Source organism: Winogradskyella wandonensis (genome assembly GCF_004346845.1).
GTDB classification, from domain to species: Bacteria; Bacteroidota; Bacteroidia; order Flavobacteriales; family Flavobacteriaceae; genus Winogradskyella; species Winogradskyella wandonensis.
Window position 1 is genome coordinate 15,704 of the sequence record NZ_SMGI01000003.1, and the last position, 13,688, is coordinate 29,391.

General features: G+C 34.2%; 15 protein-coding genes and 2 tRNA genes. 10 read left to right on the forward strand and 7 right to left on the reverse strand.

Annotated features, from left to right (window positions below; all coding sequences use genetic code 11):
* Nucleotides 1-6: 6 nt before the first annotated feature.
* Entirely contained in the window at nucleotides 7-1,041 is a 1,035-nt protein-coding gene (locus DFQ05_RS09275) for an FKBP-type peptidyl-prolyl cis-trans isomerase (RefSeq protein WP_132705137.1), read from the reverse strand.
* A 125-nt stretch (nucleotides 1,042-1,166) separates the two neighbouring features.
* On the opposite strand from DFQ05_RS09275, the gene DFQ05_RS09280 reads away from it, so the two are divergent.
* From DFQ05_RS09280 to DFQ05_RS09290, 3 genes are read left to right on the forward strand one after another with little or no spacing between them, the layout of a single operon-like run.
* Nucleotides 1,167-1,538, forward strand: a complete 372-nt coding sequence (locus DFQ05_RS09280) for an RNA-binding S4 domain-containing protein (protein ID WP_132705138.1) — start codon at nucleotides 1,167-1,169, stop codon at nucleotides 1,536-1,538.
* The gene (locus DFQ05_RS09285; RefSeq protein WP_132705139.1) at nucleotides 1,525-2,115 is read left to right on the forward strand and encodes a class I SAM-dependent methyltransferase; all 591 of its coding nucleotides are present in this window, start codon (nucleotides 1,525-1,527) and stop codon (nucleotides 2,113-2,115) included. Before DFQ05_RS09280 ends, DFQ05_RS09285 begins: the two co-directional genes overlap by 14 nt.
* 2 nt (nucleotides 2,116-2,117) lie before the next feature.
* Nucleotides 2,118-2,621: a phosphoribosyltransferase family protein gene (locus DFQ05_RS09290; protein ID WP_132705140.1), complete on the forward strand. Its 504-nt coding sequence runs from the start codon at nucleotides 2,118-2,120 to the stop codon at nucleotides 2,619-2,621.
* On the opposite strand, the gene DFQ05_RS09295 is transcribed toward DFQ05_RS09290, so the two are convergent.
* Nucleotides 2,613-3,134, reverse strand: coding sequence for a shikimate kinase (locus DFQ05_RS09295; protein WP_132705141.1), 522 nt, complete (start codon nucleotides 3,132-3,134; stop codon nucleotides 2,613-2,615). The two genes, DFQ05_RS09290 and DFQ05_RS09295, sit on opposite strands and share 9 nt — an antisense overlap.
* Nucleotides 3,135-3,266: 132 nt before the next feature.
* On the opposite strand from DFQ05_RS09295, the gene DFQ05_RS09300 reads away from it, so the two are divergent.
* The 6 genes from DFQ05_RS09300 (at nucleotide 3,267) to DFQ05_RS09325 (ending at nucleotide 7,265) form a co-directional block, all read left to right on the forward strand.
* Nucleotides 3,267-3,339, forward strand: a tRNA-Lys gene (locus tag DFQ05_RS09300).
* A 53-nt stretch (nucleotides 3,340-3,392) separates the two neighbouring features.
* A tRNA-Leu gene (locus DFQ05_RS09305) sits at nucleotides 3,393-3,477 on the forward strand.
* A gap of 107 nt (nucleotides 3,478-3,584) precedes the next feature.
* Nucleotides 3,585-4,484 carry a MerR family transcriptional regulator gene (locus DFQ05_RS09310; protein ID WP_132705142.1) on the forward strand — a complete coding sequence of 300 codons (900 nt, stop codon included), beginning with the start codon at nucleotides 3,585-3,587 and terminating at the stop codon, nucleotides 4,482-4,484.
* 3 nt (nucleotides 4,485-4,487) lie between these two features.
* Nucleotides 4,488-5,948, forward strand: a complete 1,461-nt coding sequence (locus tag DFQ05_RS09315; RefSeq protein ID WP_132705143.1) for a phytoene desaturase family protein — start codon at nucleotides 4,488-4,490, stop codon at nucleotides 5,946-5,948.
* 15 nt (nucleotides 5,949-5,963) lie between these two features.
* A complete protein-coding gene (locus tag DFQ05_RS09320) occupies nucleotides 5,964-6,803 on the forward strand; it encodes a phytoene/squalene synthase family protein (protein ID WP_132705144.1) in 840 nt (279 codons plus the stop codon).
* A 15-nt stretch (nucleotides 6,804-6,818) separates the two neighbouring features.
* A complete protein-coding gene (locus DFQ05_RS09325) occupies nucleotides 6,819-7,265 on the forward strand; it encodes a sterol desaturase family protein (RefSeq protein ID WP_132705145.1) in 447 nt (148 codons plus the stop codon).
* On the opposite strand, the gene DFQ05_RS09330 is transcribed toward DFQ05_RS09325, so the two are convergent.
* The 5 genes from DFQ05_RS09330 to DFQ05_RS09350 form a co-directional block, all read right to left on the reverse strand.
* Nucleotides 7,258-7,824 (reverse strand): TlpA family protein disulfide reductase, encoded by a 567-nt coding sequence (locus tag DFQ05_RS09330; RefSeq protein WP_132705146.1) that lies wholly within the window; start codon nucleotides 7,822-7,824, stop codon nucleotides 7,258-7,260. The genes DFQ05_RS09325 and DFQ05_RS09330 overlap by 8 nt on opposite strands.
* Before the next feature lie 65 nt (nucleotides 7,825-7,889).
* Nucleotides 7,890-8,624 (reverse strand): hypothetical protein, encoded by a 735-nt coding sequence (locus tag DFQ05_RS09335; RefSeq protein WP_132705147.1) that lies wholly within the window; start codon nucleotides 8,622-8,624, stop codon nucleotides 7,890-7,892.
* 79 nt (nucleotides 8,625-8,703) lie between these two features.
* A complete protein-coding gene (locus DFQ05_RS09340; RefSeq protein WP_132705148.1) occupies nucleotides 8,704-9,375 on the reverse strand; it encodes a Crp/Fnr family transcriptional regulator in 672 nt (223 codons plus the stop codon).
* A 110-nt stretch (nucleotides 9,376-9,485) separates the two neighbouring features.
* Nucleotides 9,486-11,006, reverse strand: a complete 1,521-nt coding sequence (locus DFQ05_RS09345; RefSeq protein ID WP_132705149.1) for an OmpP1/FadL family transporter — start codon at nucleotides 11,004-11,006, stop codon at nucleotides 9,486-9,488.
* Nucleotides 11,007-11,035: 29 nt separating this feature from the next.
* On the reverse strand, nucleotides 11,036-12,097 hold the full coding sequence (locus tag DFQ05_RS09350) for a hypothetical protein (protein ID WP_132705150.1): 1,062 nt from the start codon (nucleotides 12,095-12,097) through the stop codon (nucleotides 11,036-11,038).
* 101 nt (nucleotides 12,098-12,198) lie between these two features.
* Between DFQ05_RS09350 and proS the strand changes: the two genes are divergently transcribed.
* On the forward strand, nucleotides 12,199-13,677 hold the full coding sequence (gene proS, locus DFQ05_RS09355) for a proline--tRNA ligase (RefSeq protein WP_132705151.1): 1,479 nt from the start codon (nucleotides 12,199-12,201) through the stop codon (nucleotides 13,675-13,677).
* Nucleotides 13,678-13,688 lie beyond the last annotated feature (11 nt).

Here is a 13,688-nt window from a genome sequence, read left to right on the forward strand (position 1 = left end):
CATTTTTTAGTTGTCTTCGCTGTAATCGGTAGTTGCTTCAGCATCTAAATAATCAGGAATATTGTTATTATTAGCATCTATAATAGTACCTGTTGTTATAGTTATTATTCCCATACTCTCTGTTCGTGTCAATTCAAATTCATTGACACCAAGTGTCGGTTCCATTTGTCCCATATTTGTATCAATAACATATTCTGTGCGTTGAAGTTCATTTACAGTTAAAACACCATCTCCATCATCATCTGGGTCTACATAGTTTACGACGTTATCTGCATCAGTATCTTCATCAAAAACACTTAAATCTTCATTTAAATCTTCAAGGTATGATGGAATACCGTCATTGTCGTGGTCATTCTGTTCTGTTTGAAATAATGAAAACTTAAAAATTAGATTTGAATAAACTGGAATGCCTTCTAAAGCTCTTCCAAAATAACCTAAACCGGAAGGTAAAAACATAACTCCGAACCCATAATTATCGTAATCAACAATACCATTATTAAGAATATTAAAGTCCTCTGATGCTTTAAAGTTGGGGAATACTCTTTGCCAGCCCGTTATAACTCCAGAAAACTCGTTTTCTCCGACCAAGTTAAAATCCTGAATAAACTGATTGTCGAAAACTGTTGCGTCTGCAACTAAACTTCCCTCATAGTTTACCCTAATTTTATCGGTAAAATTGGGATAATTAGATCCACCTCCTTCATTAATTTTCAAAATATAATACTTGTAATTTACACCTTGAAATTCAGTATTTAAAGTTTCAACTGCATTTATTAGCAACTCTGAACCTGGAGGTAGAACCTGTCCATCTTCTAATTTTAATATTATTATATCCTCTAAATCATAGTCCTCTCCAGAAACGAAATCATCTCTATTGTAATAATGCGTTGATAAATAAGCCTGAAGTAGATTGTCATCTACAATCTGTTGCTCTCCACGGTCTCTTTCTGGGACAATATTAATTTCAGGTTCATCTGGGGTACAAGCAAAAATAATAATTGAAAAAACAATAATACTTGTAAGGAAAGTTCTTAATTTCATAGGGTCTTTTTATACGTGCTTGCTTCAAAACAAACAAGGTTCAAAATTGCTTTATTTATGGGCACAAGATACAATATTATAATATTTTTGTACAAATAGATTAACGTAGAATTTAGTTAAAAAATATGCGCATAGATAAGTACTTGTGGTGCACTAGATATCATAAAACTCGTAACCAAGCTTCTGTTGCGTGTAAAAAAGGTCAGGTTAAAATAAATGATAGTATTACAAAGCCGAGTCGAGAGGTGTATATCGGTGACATAATTACATTACGCAAGAACCAAATTAATTACAAAATAAAAGTAAACAATATACCACCAAATCGAGTTGGAGCTAAGCTTGTGGATATCTACAGAACAGACCTAACACCTAGATCCGAGTTTGAGGCCCAAGAACTATTAAAATATAGTAAAGACTATTACCGCAAAAAAGGAACAGGAAGACCAACAAAAAAAGACAGGCGTTCAATTGACAATTATACGGATGAAGAAGAATAGATTTACAGAATTATATTGGGAAGAACGATACCTTAAAGAAACTACAGGTTGGAACATTGGTGAGATATCTAGACCTTTAAAAGAATACATAAATCAGTTAGAGGATAAATCGCTATCCATATTAATCCCAGGAGCTGGTAATGGTTATGAAACTGAATATTTATGGCTATCCGGTTTTAAAAATGTGCACATGTTGGATATTGCTAGACAACCTTTGCTAAATTTTTCTACAAGAGTTCCAAATTTTCCAAAACAACAATTAATTAATGATGATTTTTTTAATCTTGAGATGAAATTTGATTTAATTCTTGAGCAGACCTTCTTTTGCGCTTTGGAGCCATCTCTACGAAAAGACTATGCTCAGAAAATGAGTTCATTACTTCGTGATAAAGGAAAGCTTAGTGGTATTCTTTTTAATTTTGAATTAACAGAACAAGGACCTCCTTTTGGTGGCGATATTAAGAGCTACAAAATACTTTTTGAAAAGTACTTTAAAATAAAAACACTAGAACCAGCCTACAACTCAATTGAACAAAGAAAAGATAAAGAACTCTTTTTTATCTTTGAAAAAAAGTAATCATGAGCACTGAAAAAAATATAATTCTTAATCATCAGGAAATTGAGCATAAAATAAAGCGCATTGCTTATCAAATATACGAGAGTAACACAAGCGAAAGAGAGATAATTCTAGCAGGTATTGATAAAAATGGTTACTTATTAGCCAGAAAGATTAAGGCTAATCTCGATAAAATATCAAATATTAATAGTGTTTTATGCAAAGTAACTATGGATAAAAAGTCGCCGCTAAATACGGTAAGTACATCCTTAAATTCAGATGATTACTCCGAAAAGTCATTGGTATTAGTAGACGATGTTTTAAATTCGGGAAGCACTTTGATGTACGGCGTAAGACACTTTTTAGACGTTCCTCTTAAACAATTTAAAACTGCCGTTTTAGTGAACAGAAATCATAAAAAATTCCCTGTTAAAGCTGACTTTAAGGGCATATCGCTATCCACATCGTTAAAAGAACATATTAACGTTAACTTAAGCAAGCAGCCTTACGAGGCTTACCTAGACTAATTTTATTACAATTTCTTCAATAATTTCTTGATACGACTTGGCATCTGTAGAAATAACGTGATTGGCTTTTGAGTAAAAAGGAGAGCGTTCAAATAAGTGCTTACCTAAATATTCTAATAATTCTTCATCAGACTTTAAATGGTTTAATAAAGGTCGACTTTGTTTTTCATTTCTCAAACGCTTAAGCAACTCCGCTATACTCGTTTTAAGGTAAAACGATATTGTGTTTGGACTCGTTAAAATGGCCTCTAAATTCTTACCATAACAAGGGGTACCTCCACCTAAAGCTAATACTGTATCAGATTTATTTTGAAGTATCTCTTGTAGGTATTCTATCTCCTTTTTTCTAAAATACAATTCTCCTTTAAGCTCAAAAATTTCATTTATCGATTTCTGCTCTTTTTCTTCTATAACTAAATCTAAATCAATAAAATTAAAGTCTAAAATATCAGAAAGTAGATGTCCTACAGTCGATTTTCCTGACCCCATATACCCCATTAAAACAATTATCATTAGCCCTTATAATTTGATAGTGAAACACCTAGAAAGATGCCCGACAAAAAAACAAAAAAATATATAAAAAAAGCATTGTTTTATTAATTAAACATTTTATATTTGCACCCTCGTTTGAGGAAAACACTTAATGACTTGGTAGCTCAGTTGGTAGAGCATCTCCCTTTTAAGGAGAGGGTCCTGGGTTCGAGCCCCAGCCAAGTCACTTTTAGTTAAGCTTTTTGCTTAACTTTTTTTTTATATTTATACTACATTTTTGCGCACGTGGCGGAATTGGTAGACGCGCTGGCTTGAGGGGCCAGTGACCGTTTAGGTCGTGGAAGTTCGAGTCTTCTCGTGCGCACTTTATACTATTATTCCTAACTTTCTAAGAAATCTATTTAATTTTTGTTAAATAGTGTTGATTTTTCCTGCAAAGAGTTATTTTTGTTTAAACTTTTAAATTAAATAATGAACAATTTAAAAAGTAAGTTTAGCATAAAAGACCTTGAAAATCTTACGGGAATTAAAGCGCATACCATTAGAATATGGGAAAAGCGATATAATTTACTTACCCCAAAACGAACTGAAACGAACATAAGGTATTACGATTTAGCAAGTTTCCAAAAACTTCTGAATGTTAGCTACCTAAATAATAATGGTTATAAAATTTCTAAGATAGCCACTTTAGACCCTAACGACATTCCAAAGCTAGTTAGAGAAATAGCCCAAGAATCTAATTTAGAAAGTCTGGCTATCAACTCTTTTAAACTATCGATGTTTAATTTCGACCAATCCTTATTTTACAATACCTATAATGGTTTGCTTAAGGAGAAAACATTTGAAGATGTTTTTTATAACATCTTTATCCCATTATTAACAGAGATAGGACTTTTGTGGCAAACCAATACCATATCACCTGCACACGAGCATTTTTTAACAACGCTTATACGTCAGAAAATATTAATAAATACTGAAAAGATTCAATCAGTTGCAAAACCAAATTCTAGTAAGACATTTGTTTTGTTCTTGCCTGATAATGAAATTCATGAGTTAGGATTAATGTTTCTAAACTATCAATTAGTAGCTCACAACAATTACAGTATTTTATTGGGTCCAAGTGTACCAATGGAAAGTTTAAAAGACGTTCTAAATTATTATGATGATTTAGTGTTTGTTTCCTATTTTACAATTAAGCCTGAAAAGGAAGAAATAGACAAGTACATTAAGGACTTTGACAAAAAGATACTTCAGAAATCAAATGCCGAATTCTGGATTTTAGGAAGAATGTTAGATAGTCTAGACTTAGAAAAACTTCCTAAGAAAATTAAACCATTTAAATCCATTCAATCTGTTGTAGAACAACTTTAAATAATGAAAAAAGTAGCAATAATAGGTTCTGGATTTTCTTCACTTTCTGCCGCTTGTTATCTAGCCAAAGAAGGGTTCGACGTTTCCGTATTCGAGAAAAACGCTACCGTTGGTGGAAGAGCAAGACAATTACAAAAAGAAGGTTTTACATTCGACATTGGTCCAAGCTGGTATTGGATGCCTGATATTTTTGAGAAGTTTTTTAATGATTTTGGGAAATCTACGAAAGACTATTACCAACTAGATAAGCTTAGTCCAGCATATAAAATATTTTTCGCCGATGACGAAATTACCATTGGCGATACTATGGACAAGATTTGTGAAGAATTTGAACGCATAGAACCAGGAAGTTCCAAACCCTTAAGAAAGTTTATTTCTAAGGCGCAAGAAAATTATGATATTGCTATAAATAAAATAGTACTTAAGCCAGGTTTATCACCCTTAGAACTTGTAACAAAAGATACTGTTACGCGCGTTGACCAATTTTTTAAAACCATTAGTGGTGAGGTAAGAAAAAAGTTTAAAAATCCTAAACTAGTATCTACTTTAGAGTTTCCCGTTTTATTTTTAGGTGCTAAACCTAGCAACACACCATCGTTTTATAGCTTTATGAATTTTGCCGATTTTGGACTGGGCACATGGCATCCAAAAGGTGGTATGTACGAAGTTATTAAGGCAATGAAAAGTTTAGCCGAAAGTTTGGGTGTAAAAATCGAAACAAACGCTACAGTAGAAAAAATTAATGTTGCTAACGGAAAAACAACAGGCATTACAGTTAATAATAAAGAGATTGTCACTGATTACGTTTTAAGCGGCGCAGATTATAGTCATTCCGAAACACTTTTAGACAACAAGTACAGACAATACAGCGAAAACTATTGGAGTAAAAAGACATTTGCTCCTTCGTCGCTATTGTTCTATGTAGGATTTGATAAAAAATTAGAAAATGTAGAACATCATAATTTATTTTTCGATACTGATTTTGAAGCTCATGCAGAAGATATTTACGATAATCCCAAGTGGCCAAAAGACCCCTTATTTTACGTTAATTTCCCTTCTATAACAGATGAGAGTATGGCGCCAAAAGGATGCGAAACAGGTTTTTTTCTAATTCCTATCGCTCCAGATTTAGAGGATACAGAAGCCTTAAGACAAAAATATTTTGATATTGTTATTGATAGATTTGAGAAAAAGACTAACCAAAAGGTCGTAAATAATATTATCTTTAAAGAATCCTTCTGTGTAAAAGACTTTAAAAAAGAGTACAACTCATACAAAGGCAATGCTTACGGTATGGCTAATACACTATCCCAAACAGCATTTTTAAGACCTAACCTGAAAAGTAAAAAAGTAGATAACCTCTACTTTACTGGACAGTTAACAGTTCCTGGTCCAGGTGTTCCGCCATCATTGATTTCGGGAAAGCTGGCTTCAGATTTAATAAAAAAACATTACCAAGATTAATTAATATTAACCCTTATGAAATCAATTTTCGACTCCGTTTCAAGAGAATGCAGTAAGCTAGTTACGACGTCTTACAGCACTTCTTTTTCTATGGCTACCAAAATGCTTTCAGATAGCATAAGACAAGACATTTACAATATCTATGGATTTGTAAGATTTGCTGATGAAATTGTCGATACATTTCATGATTACGACAAAGCGGTCCTTTTCGATAAATTCTCTAAAGATTTAGAAGATGCTATTGAGATGAAAATTAGTCTTAATCCTATTTTAAATGCTTTTCAAGAAACATATCATAAGTATAATTTAGAAAAGCACATGGTCGATGCGTTTATGAAAAGTATGAAGCAAGACCTACACAAACATGAATATCTTACCGATGCTGAGTATAAAGAATACATCTATGGTTCTGCCGATGTTGTTGGATTAATGTGCCTAAAAGTTTTCGTTAAAGGTGATAATGAAAAATATAACGAACTTAAAGACTCGGCAATGAGCTTGGGCTCTGCGTTTCAAAAAGTAAATTTCTTAAGAGATTTAAAAGCAGATTTCGAAGATTTAAGTCGTACATACTTCCCTAATACGGACTTAAATCATTTAGATGAAGCCTCTAAACAAGAAATAATTAGAGATATTGAAAAAGATTTTGAAAAAGGATTAGCAGGCATTAAAAAATTACCACTTGAGGCTAGATTCGGTGTATTTATGGCTTACAGATACTACAATAAATTATTAGATAAACTAAAGAAAACGCCAGCTCTGAAAATTAAATCGACCAGAATACGTGTTAATGACTACAAAAAAGTAGAACTTCTAACCCGTAGTTACGTAAAATATCAGTTAAATTTACTCTAAAATTAATCGATTAGTATGGATGTTTTTTTGTGGATACTTATTTTTCTAGCCACCTTCTTTATCATGGAATTTAATGCATGGTTTACTCACAAATATATCATGCATGGATTTTTATGGAGTTTACATAAAGACCATCATCATAAAGACCACGATAGTTGGTTTGAGCGTAACGATGCGTTTTTTATTTTCTATGCTGTAGTTAGCATGACGTGCTTTTATCTCTGGGGAGAACAAAACATGTGGTATTGTCTGCCCATTGGTATAGGTATTATGGCTTATGGTTTGGCCTACTTTATAGTTCACGATATTTTTATACATCAACGTTTTAAATGGTTAAGAAATATTGATAACAAATACGCAAGAGGCGTACGTCGTGCACACAAAATTCATCATAAACATTTGGGAAAAGATAAAGGCGAAAATTTTGGAATGCTTATAGTCCCACGCAAGTATTTTAAATAGAAGCTTTTAGAAGTAATTCTATCTGTTCTTGAATTTTAGAATTATACCAATCTACAGCTCCAGATTTATCTATCACTATTTCTCCTTTTTTATTAATAATAACTGTTCTTGGAATTGACTTGGTTGTCAATCCGTCAGGTGGATTTGAAGCAGTTTGATAAACCGGAAACGTATAACTATTCTTCGCTTTAAACGCTTCAATTTTATCGATTGAGTCGTCGGTTACAAAAATAAATTCCGCATTATCTCCATATTTATCATATAGCTTTTGAAGACTCGGCATTTCAGCTATACATGGCGGACACCAAGTAGCCCAAAAATTAATAATAATGACTTTTCCTTTACTATTCTTTAAATTATAAGACTTACCTGTTTCATCTATTAAAGACCAATTGTAATCTTTAAGTTTTGTTCTTTGTGTTTCTTTAATAATGCTCGGCGAATTAAATATAGCTAGAGCCTTATGAAGCGTTACTTGTATTGGCCTCCTTGTTTGTGGTATTACAAGAAGCACAATTGCTACAAGAAAAATAATGTTACTAATTCGTTTTCTATTCATTTAAAAAAAAGCGCAATTTCATGAACGAAACTACGCTTTAAAATTAATTAAATCTGCATCTAAAATTAATTTCTATTCACAGTAATAGAGTTAGATAAGTGAAACGTACCCGTTAGGTCATTTGCATTTGTTACTGTTGCAATATTTGTATCGTTTTCGTAACGCAAGTACCATATCAGGCAAACACCCACTCCTGCGCCATCGAAATTTACACCTTCCACAGCGCTTAATGTTGGTGGTGTACCTAAAATCATACCTGCATCATCAGTTATTACCCAAGTAGCATTATTACCTACCCGATTATCAGGATTTTCAAAAGCAATACCGCTTACCATATCCGGCGTACCATCTACTGTAAAATTAAAAGGTCCTCCTGTTAAAACATCTGCATTAGGACCACGCTCTACTCTGATAGAATTTGAAAGACTAAATGTCCCAGTTAAATCTCCCGCATTAGTAACAGTATCTAAATTTGTATCATTCTCGTAACGTAAATACCAAATTAAGCAAACACCTCTGCCAGCACCATCGAAATTAACGCCTTCTAAGTCTGATAACGTAGGTGGTGTTCCTAAAATATTTAAATCTAAATCCGTAATTACAAACGTTCTATTTGTTCCTACTGCAGATGGGTCTGTAGAAACTCCTGTTACCATATCTGGCTGACCATCTACAATAAAAGAAAAAGGGCCACCACTTAATGTGCCAGCGTCTGGGATAATTATTACATTATCATCGTCATCACAAGAAGTAAACATTAATCCTAATGCTAAAACTCCTAAAAACATTTTTTTAATCATTGTCTTATTTTTAAGTTCATATAATTTAATACTGCTAAATTATATGACATGAACAAGACAAAATGTTAGCTAGCTAACACTAAGCTGATTTTTTAAGTATTCTAATTTCGCTTCGATTAAAATCAATAATTTTATTTTCCTTCAAATCGTTTAAAAGTGTGTTTAAGGTGGGCCTCGAGATACCAATGAGTGACGCAATATCTTTTTGTGTATAAGGATGTTTTATAATATGGTCTCCTGTTTTAACGCAATTGTAACCATAATCCACGCAGAGCTCGTCTATAAATTCTTTTAATCTCGTTTTAGCGTCTTTAAATAATAAAAGCTGAAGCCTTCGTTCTAGTTTTTTGAATTTTAGCCCTATAAACTTGTAAATTTTAAAACTAAACGTCTGGTTATCTCTCATTAATTCGTGCAAGGTCTGCACACCGACAGGACAAATAGATGTATTATTATCTATGGACTGAGCAAACTCGTCGCGTCTGCTATCTCCTAAAATTGCCTTTTCTCCAAACAGTTCTCCTTTGCGTAAAATAGCTTTTATAACTTCTACACCATCTTCATTATAATAACCAATCTTTACTTTTCCTTTTTCTATTAAATAAACCTTATTTGCTGCATCTTCTTCAAAATAGATATAATCACTTTTTTTATAAGCATCGAATTGATGACTATTTTTATAAGCCTTGAATTTGTGCGGGCAAAGTAGCCCAAACAGGTTAACATCCTCGAAGAGCCAAATAGTATTCATTGTAGGTGATAATTGGTGACATTACCTAAAGTCGTAATGACTTTGTATTACTTACAAAAAAAATCCCCTAACCTTTCGATTAGAGGATTTAAGTATTCTATTTAGTGAAATTATATACCAAATGATAATGTAAGGACTACATCTGTAATTCTAGAATCGATATTGGCCACCTCACCAAAGGTAGGAGCATCGGAGTATAAAAATTCACTTTGTTCTCGCTGACCTTGAGAGAATGCCACATCTATTGCAAAATCTCCAATTTTATAACCTAAGCCTAAAGAATAGGTTGTTAAATCGCCGCCAAAAATAGCGTCATTAAAAGGACTTTCTTCAAAACGATAACCACCTCTAAAACTAAATTCTTTATATCTGTACTCGCCTCCTAATCTATAAGTATTAGACACACCTAATAATTGACTCATTTCAGAATTTCTAGAAGAGAAAAATGGGTCATCTGTTGGTCTAAAAATGGTTTCCCCAAAATCCTTTCTAGAATAATCAAAGCTTATTAAGCCTTTATCCTCGAATACATAAGCTAGACTTCCCGTAACTTTTCCAGGTGTTCGTAATTTATATTCTGGGAAAATCGTTATAATATTAGGGTTTATAACTATAGGGTCGTCAAACCCATCTACTGTTGTTTGTAAAAACTGAGTTGTTTCGTCAGTCACTCTAAACCATGTTGGTGAATTATAAGTTAGACCTACTCTAAATTCTTTAGATAGTTTATAAATTGAACCTATTTGAAAAGAAATACCTGTACCAGTTGTTCTTAATGTGTTGTCAAACCCAACCCTAGTGACTGTTGAGCTGGCATTAGAATTGCTTTCGTCGAAAACAGTCAAACGATTATACTCTAAAAAATGGGCATTTACATTTAGGCCTAGATTTAGTTTTTCGTTATATTGTCCAGAAATATTAAATGCCATTTTACCACTGTAACCAGAAGTAGCTAAAGCATATCTTTGGTTATAATTTCCTCCAGAGATGTTGTTAGTGTAAATGGTATTTTCATCAGTATTGACATCTGGTTCTAGGATAAAAGATTCATAACCTAAAAATGCCTGTTGGTTTTCGAATCCAGATTCTGAACCTATTGCTATATACGCCTCATTAAGTGATTCACCAGGAAACGCAGAAATTTCATCTAAACGAAGACCCTGAGCATAACCTCTAAAATATTCGGCAATAGACGTGTTAGGATTCACACCATTTGCTACCCAATTGTTATCAAAATTCCCTGTTCTGTCGTAAGCTACACCCAAAGAAAACTTGTTCCATTTGTTATTTGGATTATTACTCTTGTAGACAAAAACACCTCCGCCCTGAGATAAATTAACGTTATCTTCTTTTGTAGACAAAGGACCTCCAAAATAAGAAACATCATTATCTAAAGTATTAAACCCTAAACTAAAAGATGCTGTACTGCTATTAAATATGGATGAGCTTGCAGGATTAATAGTAACAGCAGATAAATCGCCACCTAATGCTCCGAATGCCCCACCCATAGCTTTAAAACGTGCAGTTCCTTCAATTTCGTCTTTTGCAAATCTTAGTGCATCTGTAAAATCTTGTGCATTACCAATAGACACTAAAAACCCACTTATGACAAGTAACATTAACTTTTTCATAATATTTTTATTCTAATAAGATTTAAAGATTAACCTCTTCTTCCGCCACCTCTAGAACCACCGCCTCGAGAGCTTCCTGATGATGACCTAGAGCCACCACTTGACCTTACGCTTCCTGAAGAACGCGAAGAGCCTCTAGAAGATCTAGTTGTTGTACCTCTTGATGGTCTAGAAATATTACCTCTTGATGGTCTTGCTGTGTTTCCTCTAGAAGGTCTGGTAGTCGAACCACGCGATGGACGTGTTGTTGTTCCTCTTGGTCTTGAAATAGTGCCTCTAGAAGGACGTGTCGTAGTTCCTCTTGGTCTTGATACAGTTCCTCTTGATGGACGTCCAGAAATATTTCTACCAACTCTAGTTCTTGAGCCATCTCTATTTCTTGTAAGTCCCGAAGAACGTCTAGACAAACTACTGTTACCTATTCTTCTAGAAAGATTGTTTCTACTATTTAATGCTAAATCTCTATTGTAAGCGCCTCTTCTACTTCTATTAAAGGCCAGATTATTTCTGTAGAAACCGTTATTCCAACCCCAATAATTGTTCCAGCCCCATCCAAAGCCGCCATTCCATAACCATGGGTCATTCCAGCCCCAGCCCCAACCAAAGCCAAGTCCTCCCCATCTGTTCCAACGATTCCAGCCCCAGCCCCAGTTATTCCAACCCCAGCCAAAGCCACCATTCCAAAGCCATGGGTCCCAACCCCAGCCCCAGTTATTCCAACCATTATCGTAATAGTTAATTACTACTCTGTCATTTACTTGTCCCCATCCGCCATAATCTTCAATAATTTCAACTTCGTTGTTGGCAACATTTCCACTTGTATAAGAATCAATATCAGTAAAAACTTCATCAGTCTCTTCTTGCGCTAACTGCGCATCAGTGACTTGATCTGCAAAATAATTAGCATAATAATTACTATTAGTCCTATTTGTAGCTGCTTGTTCAACCTCGACTACAACTTCGTCAGAACTGTAAATACCATCATTATCGTAACCAACGTATTGGTACGAACCACATGATGTAAGCATTATAAGCGCCCCTAATAACATAAAAGGCGTATATTTTTTTTTGAGTGTAGAAGTAAATCGCATATCTCTAATGATTTAATTGTTGAACATTACAAAAATAGTTAGTTTTGCGCTACTATTTTTCTATTTAACATAAGCACAACATTTGTGCCAAATTACAGATAATGAGCAAAAATCTTACGAAAAGAGCTGACGATTATTCCAAATGGTATAACGAACTTGTAGTTAAAGCTGACCTAGCTGAAAATTCTGCAGTCAGAGGATGTATGGTTATTAAACCTTACGGATACGCTATTTGGGAAAAAATGCAAGCCGAATTAGACCGAATGTTTAAAGCTACAGGTCATCAAAACGCTTACTTCCCGCTTTTTGTACCTAAAAGTTTATTCGAAGCTGAGGAAAAAAATGCTGAAGGTTTTGCCAAAGAGTGCGCTGTTGTCACACATTATAGACTACAAAATGACCCAGATAATGAAGGTAAACTTCGTGTTGACCCTGAAGCAAAGCTAGAAGAAGAACTTGTTGTTAGACCTACGAGCGAAGCAATTATTTGGAATACCTACAAGGGATGGATTCAAAGCTATAGAGACCTTCCTATTTTGATTAATCAATGGGCTAATGTGGTTCGTTGGGAAATGCGTACGCGCCTGTTTCTAAGAACTGCTGAATTTTTATGGCAAGAAGGACATACTGCTCATGCAACAGAAGCCGAAGCAATTGCTGAAACAGAACAAATGAATAAGGTTTATGCAGAATTTGCTGAGAACTTTATGGCTATACCCGTAATTAAAGGTGTAAAGACAGAGAGCGAGCGTTTCGCTGGAGCAGTTGACACGCATTGCATCGAAGCATTAATGCAAGATGGTAAGGCATTACAAGCTGGAACATCTCACTTTCTGGGACAAAACTTTGCCAAAGCTTTTGATGTAAAATTTACGAACAAGGAAGGAAAACTGGACCATGTATGGGCAACTTCATGGGGTGTTTCTACCCGACTTATGGGCGCGTTGATAATGACACACAGCGACGACCAAGGCTTAGTATTACCTCCAAATCTAGCTCCGTTCCAAGTTGTGATTGTTCCAATTTATAAAAGTGATGAACAATTGGAAGCAATAACTGCTGTTGTATCTAAATTAAAGTCTTCTTTAGAAAACAATAATATAAGTGTAAAGTTTGACGATAGAGACACCTACAGACCAGGAGCAAAATTTGCACAACACGAATTACAAGGTGTTCCACTAAGAATAGCCATAGGACCAAAAGACCTAGAAAACGGTACTGTAGAATTAGCGAGACGCGATACGTTAACAAAAGAAGTTGTATCCATAGAAGGTATAGAAGAAAAAATTTCAGATTTATTAAAAACTATACAAAGCGACCTATTCCAGAAAGCGCTCGCTTTTAGAGAATCTCACATTACAGAAGTCGATAATTTTGATGATTTTAAAAATACGCTAGAAACAAAAGGTGGTTTTATATCTGCGCATTGGGATGGAACAGCAGAGACCGAAACTAAAATAAAAGAATTGACTAAAGCAACGATTAGATGCATTCCTTACGACAGCAAAATTGAAGCTGGAAACTGCGTGTTTACAGGCAATCCATCTAAGCAAAGAGTGCTGTTTGCAAAGGCCTATTAATTTTTTTTAAA

Excerpts from the sequence above, each read along its gene's own strand:
- DFQ05_RS09275 (WP_132705137.1), bottom strand. The coding sequence starts at position 1,041 with ATGAAATTAAGAACTTTCCTTACAAGTATTATTGTTTTTTCAATTATT.
- DFQ05_RS09280 (WP_132705138.1), top strand. The coding sequence starts at position 1,167 with ATGCGCATAGATAAGTACTTGTGGTGCACTAGATATCATAAAACTCGT.
- DFQ05_RS09285 (WP_132705139.1), top strand. The coding sequence starts at position 1,525 with ATGAAGAAGAATAGATTTACAGAATTATATTGGGAAGAACGATACCTT.
- DFQ05_RS09290 (WP_132705140.1), top strand. The coding sequence starts at position 2,118 with ATGAGCACTGAAAAAAATATAATTCTTAATCATCAGGAAATTGAGCAT.
- DFQ05_RS09295 (WP_132705141.1), bottom strand. The coding sequence starts at position 3,134 with ATGATAATTGTTTTAATGGGGTATATGGGGTCAGGAAAATCGACTGTA.
- DFQ05_RS09310 (WP_132705142.1), top strand. The coding sequence starts at position 3,585 with ATGAACAATTTAAAAAGTAAGTTTAGCATAAAAGACCTTGAAAATCTT.
- DFQ05_RS09315 (WP_132705143.1), top strand. The coding sequence starts at position 4,488 with ATGAAAAAAGTAGCAATAATAGGTTCTGGATTTTCTTCACTTTCTGCC.
- DFQ05_RS09320 (WP_132705144.1), top strand. The coding sequence starts at position 5,964 with ATGAAATCAATTTTCGACTCCGTTTCAAGAGAATGCAGTAAGCTAGTT.
- DFQ05_RS09325 (WP_132705145.1), top strand. The coding sequence starts at position 6,819 with ATGGATGTTTTTTTGTGGATACTTATTTTTCTAGCCACCTTCTTTATC.
- DFQ05_RS09330 (WP_132705146.1), bottom strand. The coding sequence starts at position 7,824 with ATGAATAGAAAACGAATTAGTAACATTATTTTTCTTGTAGCAATTGTG.
- DFQ05_RS09335 (WP_132705147.1), bottom strand. The coding sequence starts at position 8,624 with ATGATTAAAAAAATGTTTTTAGGAGTTTTAGCATTAGGATTAATGTTT.
- DFQ05_RS09340 (WP_132705148.1), bottom strand. The coding sequence starts at position 9,375 with ATGAATACTATTTGGCTCTTCGAGGATGTTAACCTGTTTGGGCTACTT.
- DFQ05_RS09345 (WP_132705149.1), bottom strand. The coding sequence starts at position 11,006 with ATGAAAAAGTTAATGTTACTTGTCATAAGTGGGTTTTTAGTGTCTATT.
- DFQ05_RS09350 (WP_132705150.1), bottom strand. The coding sequence starts at position 12,097 with ATGCGATTTACTTCTACACTCAAAAAAAAATATACGCCTTTTATGTTA.
- proS (WP_132705151.1), top strand. The coding sequence starts at position 12,199 with ATGAGCAAAAATCTTACGAAAAGAGCTGACGATTATTCCAAATGGTAT.